We start from the raw sequence: 21,019 nt of genomic DNA, 5'->3' as shown, positions 1-21,019 counted from the left end.
ACTATGAAGATATTATCAATAAATGCTGTGAGGCATGGAATGAATTACTTTCTGAAGTTGGCCGATTGAAAAGTCTATGCTCCCGTTCATGGGCTGTTATTTCATAATTTAAAAATGGAATTGGTATCACAGGTTTAGAAAGAATATGGAACGACCATGGTCAGCTTGATGTCATTCTCATCCTGGAATGCATTCTTGAAGCCAGTCCAGCTTGGCTGCCCAGAGTGGTTACGGTAGTTGGTCCAGTGCAGTGCAACGCTGCTGCCTTTCCAGTTTCCATCTTGAACGGTATAGCCAAGATCCACGTTAAAGGCACTTTCCTTCAGCTCTGCGCTCTGGTCTCCGAAGTCTGACGCAGGCTTACCGTCCCAACCATAAGCCATGGAAGCACCAACTCTCCATCCAGCCAGATCCTGGTCTGCCAGGTCACGCCACAGGCCAACATAAACGGCTTTTTCACCATCGTGGTTGAAGTCAGATCTGGAATCCCACCACAGGTCGTAAGCGCCGGCAGAAGTGCCGAGTGGAACAGTTGTACGATAAACGAAGTACCCCTGATCGCCTTTAGCACGAGTCACTGTAGACTCAGCTTTCAGCGTATAAGGACCAACAGCGAAAGATGCCGTCAGGGCCTGCTGCCAGGCGCTACCATCATAGACTTCCAGGTCACCCGCATCTTTGGCTCCATAGTAATGGTAAGCCAGGTTCAAGGTACCATCAGCCACCTTCATAGAATGCTTGACTTTGGCATGGTAGGTATCAAGGTAATCATCTGACTGAGAGAATGCACCATCCAGAACCAGACCATTGTCAAAGGTGTAGACTGCGCCAACAGAGTGCAGATAGTCGATCTCTGTGTCGAGGGCACCAGTCAGGTTTGCATCCGGGTTTCTGGTGCGGAACTCATAAGTTTCCTGGAACCATGGAGCTTTGTATTCGTCAGCCCACATATAAGCAACACTCAGGTTGCCGAAGTCAGCACCGAACTGGGCACCGCGATAAGTACCAGGCATGAAATTCCAGTTAACACCCAGTCCACCAGGGCCCGATGGCTGAATATAACCTGCCTTAGCCCATGTATTTGCAAACTTGAACTTCAGGGCAGCCTTGTAGAAGCTCACATCATCCTTGGCTGATGTCTGAGACCAGTCTGGGTTATGAGGGTTGTCCCATGGAAAAAAGTTCATCTCATGGTCAACACCGCCACCCTGCTGAAGATCCATGGAACCATACAGGCCAAGATCCAGGCCAACAATCCCGCCCACATAACCAGAGCTGAAGTCGATATTGCCCAGAACAGAGGTATGGTCGAGGTTAGTCTCAAACTTGCCTGTGGAAACGTTGTACCGGTTCCGCTTACGGGAGAACGCGTAGACGCCGCCAGTTACTGATGCGTCTTCAAAAAATGCATTACCAGTGCTTTCTGCAGCGGTGTACATGGAATCATCAGTCATGTCTGCAGCAAAAGCGCCGGTTGCGGCACTTGCAACAAGGATGGCTGTCGCCAGTGTGGTCTTTTTAAACATCATCGTTAATCCCCATTAACTCCTGGTGTGTTTTCTGTTTTTTTTAGAAAGACAGCACTTTCTGTTTATGTTGACAGCAGAGAAGTCAGGAACCCCCTTTCCCTGCTCGTTTCTCTCGAATGATTTTTATTGGTAAAGAAACGGTGCCTTTTGTAAACGCTTGTCAGTTTATCTTTGCGCCAAAAAAATGTAACCGGTTTCTGCAACCGGTTTCAAGTTTTTATGCGTACTTTTGTCATAAATCAAATTTTCAGCTTTTTCACATCACACTAAAAAGCAACAAACTTGAAAATTGACTTACATCATAGAAACGGACGGTAAAACTTCTACCGCGCATCAGCAGAAATGAGTTTTCTGGCCAGTAAATACGCTCACCAGAAAAACGAACAACCTGCAGACACTGAAACTCCAATGGCTTCAGGCATTTACAGCATGTCAGAGAGTTCCTGAAAAACACCAATGAAACCGGTTACAGAAACCGGTTGCACCCTGATTACTTCTGTGATTTCATTGTCAACGTAATGAAAACTTCCACATACGGTTTCCCGTTCAGTTCCTGGTCACTTCGACCAAGCTCTTAACAAGAGCAGACGGAAATACCTGTACTGGACCCACGAAACTGACCTGTCTTGGAATTGAATAGCGGAGTCAATGTGATGAAAAAGATTTTCCTATGCTGCAGCGCAGGTATGTCAACCAGCATGCTGGTTAAGAAAATGGAACAGGCCGCTGCGGATCGTGGCCTTGAAGTCAAAATCGATGCCGTTGGCATGGCCAACTTTGAAGAAGCTATTGAGTCTTACGACGTTTGTCTTCTTGGCCCACAGATTAAATTCAAGCTGGCCGACTTTCAGGCTCATGCAGCAAAGCTGAACAAGCGCGTAGAAGCTATTGACCCAATGGCCTACGGCATGATGAAGGGTGAACAGGTTCTCGATCAGGCACTTGCCCTGCTGGAAGAAACTGCATAACAACAACGACGCAGCAACGATTGCGACATAGAAAGCTCTCTTTTAGGAGAACGGGGATTAACAATGAAACTGTACGACCAACTCATACAATTTGTAGAGCAGAAGCTCGGGCCAATAGCCGGAAAGCTGGGTGCTCAACGTCATATTACCGCACTGCGTGATGGCTTTCTGGTGGCCATGCCCTTCATTATTGTGGGCAGTTTCATCCTGATTTTTGCCAACCCTCCTTTTGCTGCCGATACAACAAACGCTTTTGGTCGTGCCTGGCTGGACTTCGTTGCTGCACACCGCCCAACCATCGTAATGCCCTGGACCATGAGCATGGGGATAATGTCCCTGTTCATTACCATGGGTGTAGCCTATTCCCTGGCCAAGTCCTATCAGATGGACGCCATTGGTGCCGCAGCCCTGTCAGCCATGTCATTCCTGCTGGTTGCTGCGCCTGAAAAAGGCTGGGCTCTGCCACTGAATCACTTCGGCGGTACCGGTATCTTCACGGCACTGCTGGTTGCCTACTTCTCCGTAGAGCTGACCCGCATCCTGAAGAAGTACAATATCACCATCCGCATGCCTGAGCAGGTACCACCGGCAATTGCCGCCTCTTTCGCTCTGCTGGTTCCGGTTCTGGCGATTTTTGTGACCCTGTATCCACTGAGCCTGTTCGTACAGTCTGGCTTTGACATGCAGATTCCAGATGCAGTAATGACCATCTTCAAGCCACTGGTCAGCGCATCCAACAGTCTGCCTGCCATCATTGGCGCGCTGCTGCTCTGCCAGCTGCTGTGGTTTGCCGGTATTCACGGTGCCAACATTGTTGTAGGCATTCTGTCGCCTATATTCCTGGCTAACATTGGCGCCAATGCTGCTGCCTATGCTGCTGGCGAGACCGTACCTAACCTGTTCACTCAGCCTTTCTGGGATTTCTACATCTTTATCGGTGGTGCCGGTGCAACCCTGTCTCTGGTTATCCTGATGAGCTTCAGTAAGACCGCTCACCTGCGCAGCGTTGGTCGCATGAGCTTCCTGCCTGGCGCATTCCAGATCAACGAACCGGTGATGTTCGGCGCCCCTGTGGTAATGAACCCAACCCTGTTCATTCCATTTGTTATGGCTCCGGTGGTGAATGCCATCATCGCTTACGTTGCCGTTAACACTGGCATTGTTGACAAAGCCATCGCGGTAACACCATGGACTGCTCCTGCTCTGATCGGTGCGGCCTGGGGTGCTGGCTGGGCCTTCAAGGCTTCTATCCTGACTGCGGTACTGATGGTGATTGACATCATGATCTACTACCCATTCTTCAAAGCCTACGAGAAGCAGGTAATGGCTCAGGAACAGGCCACAGCCTCCGGTGCCACCAAGACTGACTCCGCTGGTAACCCTGCCATCGCTTAACACCTTCCCTCCCCACCGGCTGAGTCCGGTGGGTGTAATACCCCCTTGTTTTCAGGAGACTTCCCATGAACGTCGACAACGTTGTAATGGAACTGATTGTTAAATCCGGCGAAGCCAAGAGTCAGGCACTCGAAGCCTTGGCACACGCGCGCTGTGGCGATTATGACAAAGCTGAAAAATCCCTTGCCGATTCCCGCGAAGCTGGCAGACTGGCTCATAAAATGCAGACCGCTCTGATCGCTGCTGACAACGGGGAAGGCAAGGTACCGGTTAACCTGCTGCTGGTTCATGCTCAGGATCACCTGATGAACTCTATGCTGGCTCAGGATATGGTAGAAGAAATGATTCGTCTGTATCAGCGACTGGACAACAAATAATTTTTTAAACGACTGAACGCAGCCATTTTTCTAAGTCGATCTTCGGCATCCAGAATGCCCATAGCGAAAAGAGAATACCCCATAAGGTGTTTTCACGAAAAAGCTCGGCGTAATCAGATCGGAATCAGGAGACAGCAATGGCGAGCATAAAGGACGTAGCTGAACTGGCAGGGGTTTCCAGGGCAACGGTATCCCGGGTTCTCAACGAGACAGGCCAGATTAAGGAAGCTACCAGAGAGCGCGTACATCAGGCGATGAAAAAGCTGAATTACCGCCCGAACCCTCTGGCTCGCTCATTGGCGACCTCTTCCTCCAACACCGTTGGACTGGTCGTTACCTCCTATCGGGGCTCCTTTTTCTCCGAGCTGATGGCTGAAGTTCAGGAAGAGATGGATCAGCAGGGAAAATTTCTGCTGGTCAGCCGGGGCAAGCGCTCACGGGAAAGTGAACAACAGGCAATCCAACGACTAAAGGATATGCGCTGTGATGGCCTTATTCTTCATGCCCGTAATCTATACGACGAAGAACTGATTGAGCTGGCGAAGGAAGAAACACCATTTATCCTCCTGGACCGACAGGTTGATGGGCTTGAAGACCGCTGTGTTGCCTTTGAACACGCTGAAGCTGGCAAACAGGCCGTTAACCACTTGATTGAGCATGGCCACCGCAAAATCGCCTGTCTGGCAGGCCCACGGGAACGACTGACTGCTCAGCTGCGTTTTCAGGGTTATGAGCAGGCACTGCGTGAACACCACATTGAACTGGATGAATCACTGGTGGCTGAAGCGGATTATGACCGGACTGGTGGTTATCACGCCATGGCCGAAATTCTGGACAAACATCCGGATGTCACTGCTGTTTACTCCTGTAGTGAAGAAATGTGTGTCGGTGCCTTTGACCTGTTCAGAGAGCGCAGCATGACCGTTCCCGGCGATATCTCCATGGTCAGTTTTGACAGTGTCAGTATCTGCACCATGTTAACGCCGGCGGTTACGACGGTGCACTTTCCCATCAAAGAGATGGCGGCCCGGGCATCAGAAGCACTTTCAAGCCTGATGAATCACCAACCGTTGCCCGCACTGGAAACATTTAAACCGGAATTACGACAGAGAGAATCCGTTCGTACTCTTAAATGACAATTTAAGAGCAAAGGATCTCAGGAAAATATCATGAAAAATCTTAAGCTGACGATTATTGGCGGTGGCAGTAGCTACACACCGGAGCTGGTTGACGGCATTATCCGCCGTATCCGTGAGCTGCCTGTTACCGAAATTTGCCTGGTTGATGTTGAAGACGGCGAACGCAAAGTAAACATTGTCGCCGATCTGACCAAGCGTATGATCGAAAAAGCCGGCCTTGATATTAAAGTATGGGCAACACTGAACCGCCGTGAAGGTATCAAAGACGCCCAGTTCGTTATGTCCCAGTTCCGTGTTGGTGGTCTGGCAGCCCGTGCCCGCGATGAGCGAATTCCCCTGCGATACAACGTTATCGGCCAGGAAACCACGGGGCCTGGCGGTTTTGCCAAAGCGCTGCGCACTATCCCTGTTATTCTCGACATCTGCCGTGATATTGAAGAAGTTGCCCCGGACGCCTGGCTGATCAACTTTACCAACCCGGCCGGTATGGTCACCGAAGCCGTTATCAAGCATACCAATGTCAAAGTGATGGGTCTGTGTAACGTCCCCATCAATATGCACTACTCCATTGCCCGCATGCTGGGGGTTAAGCCTGAAGAAGCGTCTCTGGACTTTGCCGGTCTGAACCACATGGTATGGGTTCACAACGTTTCCGTTGCCGGTGAAGACAAAACTCAGGAAGTTCTTAAACTGCTGGGCAATGGCGCCAGCCTGAACATGAACAACATTACGGAAGAGCCATGGGATAAATCATTCCTGAAAGCCCTTGGTGTGGTTCCCTGCCCTTACCACCGCTACTTCTACCTGAAAGAAGCGATGCTGGCTGATGAACTGAAAGCTGCAGAGTCTGGTGGCACACGTGCAGAACAGGTAATGAAAACCGAAGAAGAGCTGTTTGAACTGTATGCCGACCCTAACCTGGATCACAAGCCAAGCCAACTTGAAAAGCGTGGCGGCGCATACTACTCAGAAGTCTCGCTGGATCTGGTAGATGCCATCTGGAACAACAAAAGAACGATCAATGTCGTTAATACCCGTAACAATGGAGCCATCAACGGCCTGCCAGACGACGCCGTTGTAGAAATCAATGCTATGGTCGATGCCGACGGTGCTCATGCCATCTCCTTTGGTACTATGCCAACGCACCTGAATGGTCTGCTCCAACAGGTTAAAGCTTATGAGACGCTGGCTATTGATGCCGCCGTTTATGGCGATTACGACAAGGCTCTGATGGCAATGGCACTGAATCCACTGGTTCCGGATCTGGCCACAGGTAAGAAGATTCTTGATGATATCATCGCCGAGAACCGCGATTACCTGCCACAATTTGCCAACCTCGCTTAATTTGTTTGGGAACCGCAAAGATAAACGCTTTCCGCTGCCCGTTGCCCGCTTCCCGAAAAAGCACACTAACCAGGCTCTTTCGGGAGGCGGGCAGCGGATAGCAGACCGCGCTTCCTTTAAGGTTCAAAATTCCCATCTTACTGAGGGGAGATTTATCTCCAACGCCCTATGAAACTGATCGTCAATGCCGATGATTTCGGCCTGACCCGGGGTGTAAACCTGGGCATCATCGAAGCTTTTCAGCAAGGTATTGTTCGCTCCACCACTCTGATGGTGGGCATGCCTGCCGAGCGCCACGCTGCTGAGCTGGCCACACTCAATCCTGGGTTGAAAGTGGGCATTCATCTGCGCCTGACAGCAGGCACCCCAATGGCAGAGAACGTTCCTACCCTGCTTGACCAGACAGGTAAGCTACAGAACCAGAGCCAGTTCTGGGACAATCAGTCCATGAATTCGGAAGAGATTGAGCGTGAACTGCGCGCACAGATTGAGCACTTCCTGAGCCTTGGTGTCGAACTTAGCCATATGGATGGTCACCACCACTGCCATCGCCATGCCCTGGTTGCCCCCATCGCCAGAAAGCTGGCAGATGAGTACAGGGTCCCACTTCGCCCTGAAAATGAAATGACTCAGTACAAAGGCAAAAGCCTGGGCTTTTCAGACAAGTTTTACGGTGACAGCCTGACTGGAGAGAACCTCCTCGACATCGTTCGCCAATACCTGGGAAGAGTGCAGGTACTGGAGCTGATGGCACATCCAGCACTGATCGATGAGCCTCTGCTGGAAGCCAGCGGTTATGCAACCGCCCGAACCCGTGAGCTGGCCATTCTCACCGATCCATCACTGCTTGAATCCCTCGGTGGTATGGGTGTTACCATCTCCGATTACAGTTGCCTGCAGGATTAAACAAATATGGCATCCGCACCATTAAAAGAAACTGACAGCAAACAATCACTCCTTCTGGGCGTAGACGGTGGTGGTACTTCATGCCGGGCGCGTATCGCCGATCTTGATGGCAATATTCTGGGGGAAGGATTCGCAGGCAGCGCGAACCCTCGCACCGGGCTTGACTCAGCCTGCAATGCGATTATGCAGGCCACCCGCGAAGCGATGGATAAAGCCGGCCTGGGAGAAAACGACTTTGGACGCATGTATGCCGGTCTGGGTCTGGCCGGTGTCAATCAGAAAAAAGAACGCGATCTGGTTCTGGGCTGGGGCTTTCCGTTTGCCGGTATATTCCTGGAAACTGATGCCTATGCCGCCTGTATGGGCGCATTTGATGGCAAAGATGGGGCGATCCTGATTCTGGGTACCGGTTCCTGTGGCGCCAGCCTGATTGAGGGTGAAATGAAAACACTGGGCGGCTGGGGCTTCCCGATCTCGGATCACGGCAGTGGTGCCAGCCTGGGCCTCGCTGCAGTACGTTTTTCCCTGCTGGCCCATGAAGGCATGAAGGAAGCAACCCCATTAAGTCAGGCCATCATGACGACGTTTGACAACAGTCCTGAAAATGCCGTTGCCTGGCAGGACAGCGCGCTCCCGAGAGACTACGGCTCTTATGGACCGATGGTGGTTGAGCATTTGAGCAAGGGCGATAAGTTGGCAGAACAGCTAATTCGTGAAAGTGCTGAAGATGCCGCCATGATGATCCGGGTACTTCATCAGCGTGGAGCTAACCAGTGTGCACTGGTAGGTGGGCTGAGTGAATTCGTTATGCCCTGGTTGCCAAACGATGTAGCTCCTATTGCAACCCTGCCACAGGGTGATGCCATGCATGGCGCACTGCTGATGGCGGCGAAACTTATCTAAAAAACGTTCGGCTTCCCCTTGGAAGCCGAACACCCGGTGCTTACTCTTTAATACGATACTCTGCCGAACGCGCATGTGCTGTCAGCGATTCACCCCTGGCCAGAACCGACGCCACCTTCCCCATTTCCGACGCCCCTTCCGCAGAAAACTGAATCACTGAAGAGCGCTTCTGAAAGTCATAAACGCCTAATGGAGAAGAAAAGCGTGCGGTTCCGGATGTGGGCAACACATGATTTGGCCCTGCACAGTAATCACCCAGGGCCTCAGCCGTATATCTGCCCATAAAAATAGCGCCAGCATGACGTATCTTGGGTAGCCAGTTCTCTGGTTCTTCAACAGACAGCTCGAGATGTTCCGGTGCAATGCGATTTACCAGCTCACAGGCAGAATCCAGGTCAGGAACAGCAATCAAAGCGCCCCGTTTATTAAGTGACGTTGCGATAATATCCTTCCGTTCCATGGTTGGTAGCAGTCGATTAATGCTCTCCTGAACCTGCTCCAGAAAGTCCCCGTCAGGTGAAATCAGAATCGCCTGGGCATCTTCATCATGTTCCGCCTGCGAGAAAAGATCCATGGCGATCCAGTCAGGGTTGCTCTGGCCATCGCAAACCACCAGAATTTCTGACGGACCGGCAATCATGTCGATACCCACCTGTCCAAAAACTTCCCGTTTAGCGGTAGCAACATAAATATTGCCAGGACCCACAATCTTATCCACCTGTGGAATCGTTTCCGTTCCGTAAGCCAGTGCCGCCACCGCCTGAGCACCACCAATGGTAAACACACGACTGACCCCGGCAACAGCGGCAGCTGCCAGCACCAGTTCATTCAGCTCACCGTCTGGCGCGGGAACCACCATCACCACCTCAGGCACTCCGGCAACCGAAGCAGGTATGGCATTCATTAACACCGATGAAGGATAAGATGCACGGCCACCGGGAACGTACAGCCCCACTCGATCCATAGGCGTGACCTGCTGGCCAAGCAATGTGCCATCACTCTCCCGGTAATTCCAGGAGCTCTGCTGCTGGTGCTGATGATAGTCACGAATTCGGTTAGCGGCAGTTTCCAGGGCCTCCCGCTGCTCAGGCTGAATATTGTTAAGCGCCTGCTGTAAGCGGTCAGCATCAAGCGTCAGCTCCCCCATACTGCTTATCTGACGTCTATCAAAACGGCAGGTATATTCCATCACAGCTTGATCTTTCTGCTTGCGCACCTGATCAATAATGGCTTTAACCTGTTCTTGAACACTGCCGTTTGAAACAGATTCCCAGGCCAGTAGAGAGTCCAACTGAGCTGAAAAGTCTGGACTGCTGAAGTCCAGCTGAACGGGGGCTACTACTTCCGACGTCATGCCTTTTCCTCAACCGCATATGTCAGCTGATCCAGCAACTGGCCAATCAGCTTATACTTCACTTTCATCGATGCCCTGTTGACCACCATTCTGGAACTGATTTCAGCAATCAGTTCCTGAGGCTCCAGACCATTTGCCCGCAGAGTATTTCCGGTATCCACCACATCAATAATGATGTCCGCCAGACCAACAAGTGGAGCCAGCTCCATGGAGCCATAGAGTTTAATGATGTCAGCCTGAACGCCCTGAGAGGCATAGTACTGCTTGGCAACATTCACAAACTTTGTAGCCACCTTGAGTCGGCCAGAAGATTTTGGAGCCCCAACTTTTCCTGCCGTCATCAACTTGCACTGGGCGATTTTCAAATCCAGCGGCTCATACAACTCGGAGGAGCCATGTTCCATCAGCACATCCTTGCCGGCAACGCCCATATCGGCGGCACCATACTCCACATAGGTTGGCACATCGCTGGCCCGGACAATCAGCAGGTTTACATGGGGATGCGTAGTACCAATCACCAGTTTGCGACTTTTATCCGGGTCTTCAGCAGGCTCAATACCTGCGGCTTTCAACAGAGGGAGAGTCTCTTTCAGGATGCGCCCCTTGGACAGCGCAATGGTGATCTGGCTCGACATACTTCTCTCAGGCTTCCTTACTTATAATGCGTTTTAACAATGACGAAGGTAGAAGAACTGCACGATTAAGAATTTATGAGTCGTTATTTATAGTTTATCCAGATATTGGCATTTATAAATAACATGCCCTTTCTCCAGAGAGCATCTCCGTAAGGGTACTCTTTGCGAACAGGACTGAATGATAACATAGATATAAGGAAAGGTACTTAGAAAGGCACGGCGTATTAATGCAAGGCTGATCAGTATTGCATGAATAGGAGAGCCATCTTGATGGTATATTCACCATGCCCCACTCAAGCAACAGGGGCAGCGGAGCCTCCTGAAAGCTCAATCCCGCCAGGGACATTAAACCGGTGTTTTGTCCAACCCATATCCTTTATACGCCTCACAGGCTGCACACCCTGCGAATAATAAGGAATCTGGTTTACAGGAGAGCTTACCATCAAACCCTGATTTCCTGATGGCTCTATACCGAACACTTTACCGGCAAAATCAAAGTCCCGAGCCATCATCAACCGGATGTCATCAGGAATACTTATGTCACGGGTCAGTGTACGCACCTTCTCTACTGCCTTTTCAGTAAACTCCTGAACAGGTTCTTTTGCACAACCGGGGCTGTATATACTGCCATCAGGATTACTCTGACTATACATCCAACACTCCTTAAGACGCTTGAACTGATGGTCCTGATAAACCCGCTCCATCACTGTTCCATCCTTCGGATTTGCTAGCCAAGAATTTTGTGGAGTGGAGGAAATCAGGTGTAACAGGTACGGCTGCCCATCTGCCTGAAACCCAGAACTATTCACCAACTCCACAGCTTTTTCTGGAAGCGCTTCAACCAGACTGGCGACCAGGAATAACAAACGAGCCAAGTCTTCCTGCCTACCTTCATTATCTTTCACGTAATCAACCAGTAAAACCAGGCTTTCTAACGGGATCTCTCTAACTAAACTGAGATCTGACGGGGCATTACCCAACCGGAAGTCTTCTATCACTTGACTAATCGCTTCCCTGAGACATTCAAGATGCTCTTGTGGATTCTTATCTATTGAGACCTCACGAAGCTTTCTCAGCAGTTCTTCATGGGTATCACTCTGAATGGACAGAGGACAGGGGTTAAATAATCCATCAAGAAAACGTATACCATTGAATGAACCGACACCCTTTTCACCTTTTTCTGGTGGTACATACGGTGCCCCTTTAAACGATAATCGTATTTCAATAGGCTTTGTAAAAAATTGCAGGATGCGATTTGCAGCTTTGGCTAACCAGCGGGTAATCGGGTTTGACCTTTCTTCAGAGAATAGCGTTAGTTTTAATTTTATAACGGGTTTACCATCATCCCCCAAACGGAAGCCGGGATTGAAAGCTTTGATCGTATTTTTTATCAGGGCATTACAGATCCCACCGAAGCGAGGAGCATGAACATGGATCGCCCCAACATCAGGTAGTGTTCCTATCCCATTATTGATAGCGGCTTTAGCTTCTACTTTAATCGGTCCTCCAATCAACCATCCCACAAAACGATTCAACCGGCCGGGCTCTACCAGTACACTCACATCAGCAAAACCATTCCGATAACGGTCAACATCAATGTCAGCCTCTATATGATCAACCACGCCCTGACCTGAAACCTTGACCTTTATCGACTCAACAGTTTGATGCCCATCTTTCGGCCCGACACTAATATCCATATACGGTTTTGGATAGTATTTATGTAAACGAAGAGATAATTTGATGCCACTAAGCCCAAAGCCGAGAGTATCTTCTCCAGGGCCATCAAGAATATTATCATGAAACTCGCCAGTAATCTGATCAATATTAAAATCGATGCGTTCCGGTACAAATGCATCAAAAAGACTTCGAGCTAAATCGGCAGGACTCATCATGGGAGCAGATGATAGTAAAGCGGCTCTGTACAGCTTACTTTTTTCCGGTAATTGATATGAAATTGATATACCGGCTATTTCAATATCAATATCAATTTTATCTACATCCTCGAATTTCAGATCCATTTTCAGAATCCGGATAGAACCATCAGCCATTCTAATCAGCTGAGCCTTGATATCCTTAAACACCCGACCATCTATTTCAACACGATCAATCTTGATGGGCTCCATCAGATTACCGCCTAAACACTCATAGGTTTCGGCAGTTTGCATCAAGAAGCATAAAATTTTAGGGAGCTCCCTTACTACACTGCTTTTCGGTTCAACCTTCAAAGCTCCAGAAGTCAGAGTATCAGGATCAATGTGATCAACAAAAGCAACAGCCATTTCTGCAGCCAGCTTATTAAAATCAATATCCTGTGCTTTATTTCGTGCCAGCAGTAATGCTTTATCCTGAACAGCTTGACGTACCGAAGGCATAACATCTTGCACAGTTTTATCAATTAAAGGGTTCACCAGAGATGAGATGTCTGTGCCATGCTGCTGGACCCAGCCAGAAAGGGATTTAACCGTGTAAGTAATGGCTTGCCTCAGAGCCTGATCAATAATGGGGGCTACATAAGAAGTAATGCCATCAACCACACGTTGAAATTCTGGCCCACTCTCTTTTCCAGAAACTTGCTTTGCCACAGTAGCAACAACAACATTGGTAACAGCTTCACGAATCTCGTTTGTAAAAGTTGCAACAAGGCGATTTAAATTAGCTTCATTACTCAACCAGACAGCAACATTTTGAATAATCTCAGCCTGAGCCTCCTTGAGAGTTTCAGTAATTTCTAACTGTATTGGTTTTATAACTTCCAGTTCAATCCCATTTTGATGACGGGTAATCCATTCACCACCATTAGCCATAATGTGATTCAAAACTTTATCAATAGCCTTGTGCAGCTCTGGTGTAGCTTCTGATGCATTGGCTTCAATCCATTTTGAAATTCTCTCCTTAATTAAGCTCCTACCTTCATGTAGGATCTGATCAATAGCACCATGAATATGTGGGGTTAATAATACCGGCAAGTCCGTTGAAGGTCCGCTACTCTTCAACGCCTTCTCAATAGATTTTTGGATATCACCTGCATTATTATTAACAGCATCAGCCATACCTTCAATAGCATCGGCAACCATATGGCCCAAATAACCTGCTGTGAGGTCTTGAAAATGTTTCTTTACGGCCTCAGTAATCCTAACCGGATTTCCATCTGATGGTTCTGCAAGCTGCCTGATACCATAATCAGACCCAACGCTTATCGCTTCATTAACAATCCGCTGAACTTGGGGAATAACGATTGGAAAAATAGACATCTTGGAGCAATCTTCATATCTCCCTAATTTCAGCCGCAGGTTATCTGTCCATACTTTACGACGAATGATATCAGTCCCGTTAGTGATCACCGCAGTAATGCCTTTGCTCAGAGATCCGATCACCTCGTCAGTCAGCAGCTCGGGTCCGCTCGAGGCCGCCGCCGGCTCGCCGGTCTCTTCCGCTTCCGGGTGCCACTGCTCTGCCAGTTCCCGGACCCGCCTCTCGACGGTCGCGTTCCCCTCTGCGGTCAGCGCGGCCTGCAGCTGCTGCTGTTTATGACGGACCGCATCCATCAGCATGGACTCCGCCTTATCCACGGTCTCGTTAACGGTTGGACCGATCTCATCAAGGATCGCCGGCTGGTTAACCTCAGCCCACTCAATCACCCGCTTCAGACTGTCGTTGATCACCGGGGCCAGCAGCTGCTGTACCAGGCCGTTCAGGTAGGGGCCAGCCTGTCGTTCCAGCGCGTCACGCCCTACGCTTTCTCCCAGCTGCGCCGCCAGTAACTTGAGCAGCATGGGCTGAACGATCTGTTCCAGTTGCCCCACCAACGGCGCCATCAACCGTCGGGCACCGGCATAGTCGTCGGCTTTCAGCCAGGTCACCAGGTTATTGACCGCTGTCGTTTGCAGGGTACCCAGTTCCGCTTTCAGGGCCGTCTTGACCGGACCCAGTACCTCGGTTGACAGGGGATCCAGCTGCGCCCCGAGCTTCTGTGCTCCCTTCTGTAAGGCCTGCTGTGCCACCTGCTCCACGGCCGAGCGCACCGCCGGCAGGGACAGCAGCCGGTTGTTGGCCATGGTCGTCTGGAATTGCCGGGCGCCCTGGCGCAGCACCCCGGCCATGGTCTGGTTCAGCTGCCCATCAATGGCCTCCCGGATTTCCGGCAGGATCTTGGGCAGGATGAGGCCGCTCAGCCCGGGCGCGCCCGGCTCTTCACCCCCGGTCGGTGTCAGCCCCTGGATGATCGCTGCACGGGCACCGGCTTCTTCATCCGTCAGCCAGGCCTCGACCTTGTCCAGCCCCTCGTTGAAGGCCGCCGTCAACAACCCGGTGGCCAGTTCCTGACACCAGGGCTCCACCGCTTCACGGAATTGGCCAGCCTCCGTATCCAGTGTCTCGCCCCCCGTTGCCTGCCGCCCGGCGTACCGGGCACCGGCACCGACCCCGGCGGTCACCAGCGGGGGCAGGTGGGGACGGATCTCGTCTTCAATCACCTGCCGCTTCGCTTTCACTTCTTCCACGCCCTGGCGCAGTGCGGCCACCAGGCCGTCCCCCAGGGAGCCGATCACTCCGGCCGTCAGCAGCTCGGGGCCGCTCGAGGCCGCCGCCGACTCGTCGACCACCTCCGGTGTCCCGGCCAGCCCATCCGCCAGTATCCGGGCCCGCTCCACCACGGTGACCTCACCGTCTTCCGCCATGAACGACTGCAGCTGCTGCTGTTTATTACGGACCGCATCCATCAGCATGGTCTGTGCCCAGTCCACGGTCTCGTTAACGGTGGGGGCGATCTCGTTAACAATCGCCTGATGGTTGTCCTCGGCCCAGTCAACCACCCGCTTCAGGCTGTCGTTGATCACCGGGGCCAGCAGTTGCTGCACCAGGCCGTTCAGGTAGGGGCCAGCCTGTCGTTCCAGCGCGTCACGGTCTACGGTTTCTCCCAGCTGTTCCGCCAGCAGCGTCAGCAGCATGGGCTGAACGATCTGTTCCAGCTGCCTCTCCAGCGGTGCCATCAACTGCCGGGCACCGGCATAGTCGTCGGCTTTCAGCCAGGTCACCAGGTGGTTGACCGCTGTCGTTTGAAGGGTAGCCAGTTCCGCTTTAAGTGCTACCTTGACCGGACCCACTACCTCAGTCGATACGTGATCCAGCTGTGCCCCGAGTTTCCCGGTACCCTTCTGCAAGGCCTGCCTCGCCACCTGATCCACGGCAGAGCGCACCGCCGGCAGAGACAGCAGCCGGTTGTTGTCCATGGTCGTCTGGAATTGCCGGGCGCCCTGGCGCAGCACACGGGCCATGGCCTGGTTCAGCTGCCCGTCGATGGCTTCCTGGATTTCCGGCAGTGCCTTGGGCAGGATGAGGCCTCTCAGCCCGGGCACACCCGTCTCATCATCCCCGGTCGGTGTCAGCCCCTGGATGATCGCCGCACGGGCACCGGTTGCATCATCCGTCAGCCAGGTATCGACTTTGTTCAGCCCCTCGTTGAGGGCCTGTGTTAACAGGCCGCTGGCCAGATTCTGGCACCAGGGCATCAGAGCCTCACTGAACTGGCCTGCTGCTGGATCAAGCGTCTGGCCTCCCGTCGCCTGCCGGCCGGCGTGTCGAGCTCCGGTCTCAACGGCGGTAGTCACCAGCGGGGGCAGATGGAGACGAATCTTGGCTTCAATTGCCTGCTGTTTCGCTATCACGACCGACACACCCTCGCGCAGTACGGCCACCAAGCCATCCCCCAGGGAACCGATTACCTCATCAGTCAGCAGCCGCTGCCATGCAAGCTTCTGTTCACCGCCCGCCGTGGCGCCGGTTGCCGTTACTGCTTCGGAAGCCGCCTTCCGGCCATGACGGATCTCGGTGTTCAACGCCACCCGCTGCGCCAGGGCCATCACGCCCCGGGATTTTTCCCGGTCCTGCCTGGCCATCTGGCTGAGCCGCTGCTGCTGTGCCCGGATCGCCTCGGTCACTTCCTGACGCGCTCCCGCCAGGGTTTTCTCGATCTCCGGTTGTATCAACGCCGTGATGTCGTCGCCGTGACCCTCGGCCCATGCCACGACCCGCTCCAGACTGTAGTTGACCGCACGGTCCAGGAATTGCTCGACCAGTCCATGGAGACAGGGTTGAATCGCCGGCTTGATTGCCACCCTCAACGCCTGAACCTTCAGGGGCTCAACCGTCTGTTCCTGGCCCTCAGGCAACAGCTGCTCCGCCAGGGCATCCGTCAGCACCCGCTCCACCACCTGCCTCAGCGCCGGGGTAATCTTCCCGGTCAGCGCCCGCGCGTTGTCAGCGTTCTTCAGCCACGCCACCACACTGGCGACCGCTGTCGCCTGGCCGGCGGTCAGTTCGCTGGCCAGCGTCGTCATCACCGGCTTGATCACATGGTCCGACAGCGGGTCCACCTGCCCGCCAGCCCGGGTCGCCTGCCGCTCCACGACCTGCAGCACCACCTGGTCCAGGCCGTCCCGGATCGCCGGTGTCGACAGCAGCCGGTTCTCCTGCACCGCCGTACGCAGCGGTGCCACCCCCTGGCTCAGGATGTCCGCCAGGGCTTTATCCAGCGTACCGTCAAGGGCTTCTCGAAGGTGGGGCAGGACACGGGCACTCAGGTCATCGCCCGCCGCTGCCACGGCCTGCCCGGTGGCTTCGGCCGAATCACCGGATGCCGGGGTCAGTGCCCGGGTAATGGCCGCTCGGGCACCGTCCTGATCCTGGTCGACCCAGGCTGTGGCCGTGGCCAGTCCCCGGGTCAGCGCCTGGTTCAGCAGTTCGCTCGCCGTGCCCTGGCACCACGGCATGGCCGCTGCACTGAAGGCCTCCGGCCTCATGGCCGCTGCACTCTCGGCACCCGCCACCTGGACCGCCCCATGGGCTGTGGCATGCTTGACCGCGGTGTCGACCACCGCCGTCAGGTGCGGCTGGATCCGGGCCTGGATCTCCGGTTGATGACGCTGCAGTTCACCCAGGCCCAGTTTGACCGCCTCGACCAGCCCCTGGCTGACCGCCGGGATTTCCGTCGGCAGCAGCCGCTGCCACGCAGGCTTCTGTTCACCGCCCGCCGTGGCGCCGGTTGCCGTTACTGCTTCGGGAGCCGCCTTCCGGCCATGACGGATCTCGGTGTTCACGGCCACCTGGCTGGCCAGCCGGGTAGCGGTGGCACCCTGTTCCCGGTGGGTTTTGGCCATCTGGCTGAGCCGCTGCTGCTGTGCCCGGATCGCCTCGGTCACTTCCTGACGCGCTCCCGCCAGGGTTTTCTCGATCTCCGGTTTTACCAGCGCCGTGATGTCATCGCCGTGACCCTCGGCCCATGCCACGACCCGCTCCAGGCTGTAGTTGACCGCACGGTCCAGGAATTGCTCGACCAGTCCATGGAGATAGGGCTGGATTGCAGTCTTAAAGGACTCAGTGCCATCCTCACTGCCCTCGGGCAGCAGTTGGTCCACCAGGACATCCGCGAGCACCCGCTCCACCACCTGCCTCAGCGCCGGGGTAATCTTCCCGGTCAGCGCCCGCGCGTTGTCAGCGTTCTTCAGCCACGCCACCACACTGGCGACCGCTGTCGCCTGACCAGCGGTCAGTTCGCTGGCCAGCGTCGCCATCACCGGCTCAATCACATGGTCCGACAGCGGGTCCACCTGCGCGCCAGCCCGGCTCGCCTGCCGCTCCACGACCTGCAGCACCACCTGGTCCAGGCCGTCCCGGATCGCCGGTGTCGACAGCAGCCGGTTCTCCTGCACCGCCGTGCGCAGCGGTGCCACCCCCTGGCCCAGGATGTCCGCCAGGGCTTTATCCAGTGTGCCGTCAATGGCTTCCCGAAGGTGAGGCAGGACACGGGCACTCAGGTCATCGCCCGCCGCTGCCACGGCCTGCCCGGTGGCTTCGCCCGCATTACCGGATGCCGGGGTCAGAGCCCGGGTAATGGCCGCACGGGCACCGTCCTGATCCTGCTCCACCCAGGCCGTGGCCGTGGCCAGTCCCCGGGTCAGCGCCTGGTTCAGCAGTTCGCTCGCCGTGCCCTGGCACCACGGCATGGCTGCTGCACTGAAGGCCTCCGGCCCCATGGCCGCTGCACCCTCGGTACCCGCCACCTGAACTGCCCCATGGGCAGCGGCACGCTTGACCGCGGTGTCGACCACCGCCGTCAGATGCGGCTGGATCTGTGCCTTGATCTCGGGTTGATGACGCTGCAGCTCACCCAGGCCCAGTTTGACCGCCTCGACCAGCCCCTGGCTGACCGCCGGGATTTCCGTCGGCAGCAGCTGTGACCTATTCAGTCTCTGAGTGTCATCTGCCGTAACTTCATCAAGATGCTCTATGCCTCCGTCTCTATTTTTTTCTTTAATTTCCTCATGTAACGCCAAACGAGCTGCTATCCATTTAGCCCTTTGTATGGAAAGTTTTATTGCTTCTTTAACATCAGGAATATTCTTATCAAGTAAATCATCCACCTCTTTTTTAAATTCAACATCATCACGATATTTATTAAGAAGCGCATCAATCTTACTTTCCACAAACCACTTTACAGGCGTCTTAGCTAGCCAAAGAGTTATCTTTCCACCTTTTACTTTACTGTATTCACTTATTGTTTTATCAATAAACTTCTCAATCAGGCTTTCTCTTAATGCCTTTATTTTTTTAAGCTCAGATTTATTTTTTGTAGAAAAAATTCTGACAACATCAAAATGAACATTGTGTATGGAGTGCACAAGGATTCTTATCACCTCGTTAGCAGCCCCTTCAAAATCACTCTCCACTTTTAATGCACCATCTTCAACAGCTTTTACTAGTACTTCATTTACAGCACCACTTAAAAGCCGAACAAGAGGAGGTGAGTTCCGTCCCACTGTGGTCTTAACCGCCGCACCGACATGCCTGAGCCCTTTATCAAGCTTTAGTACCAGATCATCTGGCAGCTCTTCTATCTTCTTTTTAAGCTTGCTATCTGAATCACTTGCAGGCTGATTACGACGGAACTCCCTGCTTTCTTTCGCTATAAAATCCTTTAATCCACCTTCAATCCACAATTGAGTTTTTTCTTGTCCTTCAGGGCTAGCTACTATCCATCTCAAATATTCTATGTAAAACTTTTCAATTTGCTGCTGAAGTACAAAAGAAACTGCTGGTGTAAAACTATCTATACAACCTTCTCCTGAATCTCCTAGAACTTTACCTGCTCCATATTGAATAAATTCTGATAACGCTTCTCTACATCGCGATATAATGCAGTATTCGACTTCATTATATAGAGAGTTGAAATCACTCTGCTCTTTAGGTCTTACCGAAGTTGACGTGTAGGAAGGCCTTGCACCTTCAGCTAATGAGTCGATAGTTCTGATTTCATTAGCCAGTACATTGCTGATAGCATTAGCTAAAGCTTTTTGAAAATATGGATCTTCTGCATATTCTAAAAAAGTTTCTTTTAGCTTTTCTTCAGCGCGCTTAACCGGATTAAAAGACCATCCTGTTTTAGCTTGCTTATTTGAAGTGGAGGGTGAGGGTGAAACTGATAAAGTTTCTGAAGGCTTAGTGGCTTGTGCCAGATTGCTGTGTCCGGTAGTAGTTTCCTGTGTATTTTTAGGGCTAGTAAGTGTTTTGGCTTCCTGTCCTCTATTTTTTTTACCCCCTTTGCCAAATATACCGGCTATGGAAGCAAAAAAACCTGTCTTTTTTGGCTTTGGTTCACTTCCAGATACTTGAAGGCTTGCATGCCCACTTTCTTCTTGTTCCTTTATAAGAGCTGTCTCCAATGTCGGTTGCATTGGCTGCGGGGCACCAGCTGATAACAAAGGCTGATCAGACACTTCCCTGGCTGGTGCATCGCTAGATGCAGATAACTCCCGTTGATCAATCCCCCACCCACTTTCCGCATCAAAATAGTCATCACTCTCAGATGATTCTGAAAATGGACTGCCAACTCTTAGCTGAGGGACTGAACTGGCCTCTTCTTGTCCTGCATACACTTCTTTCCTTGATGGGAGGCCCTGAGCAGGCAAGCTCTGATCACTATCTCCTACAGCTGTAGCCAGAATGCTCTGTCCCGGAACCGGAGTAATGGACTCTCGATGAATAAGAAAAACCGGTTTATCAGGAGCAGGACTCAACCTGCCTCGAAGGCTGCTTGAATCATTATCTCTGGAGGTGCTGGAATCAGGACGAGCGCACTCCAAGCTCCTGTTTGATCCATCAGGAGACCCAGATACACCCGCTATGGTGGCTTGGTTAATAATAATAAGCCTCATATCCATTCATTAAGACTCCATTCTATTGCCTAAAACATTCTTGTATTTGAGCGCGCCTTCATCACACGATATCTAATGAGCCAGCAAAACCAATGAATTAACAAGGTTTTATTCTCGAATGGATTTAAAAGGCTTTAGAAATATTCAGGTCATCAACAACAAAATTGAAACGACCGTTTTATTTGAATCTTAGAAAGAAGAAAAGTTCCCTGATTTTTGACCAGAAAGCCGAAAATCAGGGTAAGAAAAGAGAAAAGAAGT

Annotated in this window: 11 protein-coding genes; 7 read left to right on the top strand and 4 right to left on the bottom strand. The window is 52.4% G+C overall.

The features are described from left to right. Positions 1-134 precede the first annotated feature (134 nt). Complete coding sequence (locus AK963_RS05705) at positions 135-1,529, bottom strand: OprD family outer membrane porin (RefSeq protein WP_083232491.1); 1,395 nt, start codon at positions 1,527-1,529, stop codon at positions 135-137. Positions 1,530-2,182: 653 nt separating this feature from the next. Here AK963_RS05705 and AK963_RS05700 point away from each other — a divergent pair. The 7 genes from AK963_RS05700 (at position 2,183) to AK963_RS05670 (ending at position 8,561) form a co-directional block, all read left to right on the top strand. Beyond that, positions 2,183-2,497: a PTS sugar transporter subunit IIB gene (locus AK963_RS05700; RefSeq protein WP_066014498.1), complete on the top strand. Its 315-nt coding sequence runs from the start codon at positions 2,183-2,185 to the stop codon at positions 2,495-2,497. A 63-nt stretch (positions 2,498-2,560) separates the two neighbouring features. Next, a complete protein-coding gene (locus AK963_RS05695; RefSeq protein WP_066014497.1) occupies positions 2,561-3,892 on the top strand; it encodes a PTS sugar transporter subunit IIC in 1,332 nt (443 codons plus the stop codon). 65 nt (positions 3,893-3,957) lie between these two features. Then, on the top strand, positions 3,958-4,269 hold the full coding sequence (locus tag AK963_RS05690; protein ID WP_066014496.1) for a PTS lactose/cellobiose transporter subunit IIA: 312 nt from the start codon (positions 3,958-3,960) through the stop codon (positions 4,267-4,269). Positions 4,270-4,406: 137 nt separating this feature from the next. Then, the gene (locus AK963_RS05685; protein ID WP_066014495.1) at positions 4,407-5,405 is read left to right on the top strand and encodes a LacI family DNA-binding transcriptional regulator; all 999 of its coding nucleotides are present in this window, start codon (positions 4,407-4,409) and stop codon (positions 5,403-5,405) included. Positions 5,406-5,438: 33 nt separating this feature from the next. Further along, a complete protein-coding gene (locus AK963_RS05680; RefSeq protein ID WP_066014494.1) occupies positions 5,439-6,752 on the top strand; it encodes a 6-phospho-beta-glucosidase in 1,314 nt (437 codons plus the stop codon). Between the two features lie 168 nt (positions 6,753-6,920). After that, positions 6,921-7,658 (top strand): chitin disaccharide deacetylase, encoded by a 738-nt coding sequence (gene chbG / locus AK963_RS05675; RefSeq protein WP_066014493.1) that lies wholly within the window; start codon positions 6,921-6,923, stop codon positions 7,656-7,658. A 6-nt stretch (positions 7,659-7,664) separates the two neighbouring features. Next, positions 7,665-8,561: a glucosamine kinase nucleotide-binding domain-containing protein gene (locus tag AK963_RS05670; protein WP_066014492.1), complete on the top strand. Its 897-nt coding sequence runs from the start codon at positions 7,665-7,667 to the stop codon at positions 8,559-8,561. Between the two features lie 40 nt (positions 8,562-8,601). Here the strand turns inward: AK963_RS05670 and hisD are convergent, their stop codons facing one another. From hisD to AK963_RS05655, 3 genes are all read right to left on the bottom strand, one after another. Then, positions 8,602-9,915, bottom strand: coding sequence for a histidinol dehydrogenase (hisD, locus tag AK963_RS05665; protein WP_066014491.1), 1,314 nt, complete (start codon positions 9,913-9,915; stop codon positions 8,602-8,604). Further along, a complete protein-coding gene (hisG, locus tag AK963_RS05660; protein WP_066014490.1) occupies positions 9,912-10,550 on the bottom strand; it encodes an ATP phosphoribosyltransferase in 639 nt (212 codons plus the stop codon). The genes hisD and hisG overlap by 4 nt, the downstream gene beginning before the upstream one ends. A 293-nt stretch (positions 10,551-10,843) precedes the next feature. Further along, positions 10,844-20,764, bottom strand: a complete 9,921-nt coding sequence (locus AK963_RS05655; RefSeq protein WP_066014489.1) for an ATP-binding protein — start codon at positions 20,762-20,764, stop codon at positions 10,844-10,846. Positions 20,765-21,019: the final 255 nt, after the last annotated feature.

Origin of the sequence: Endozoicomonas atrinae (genome assembly GCF_001647025.1) — a bacterium.
Lineage (GTDB): Bacteria > Pseudomonadota > Gammaproteobacteria > Pseudomonadales > Endozoicomonadaceae > Endozoicomonas > Endozoicomonas atrinae.
This window is presented reverse-complemented; position numbering and strand designations above follow the sequence as displayed.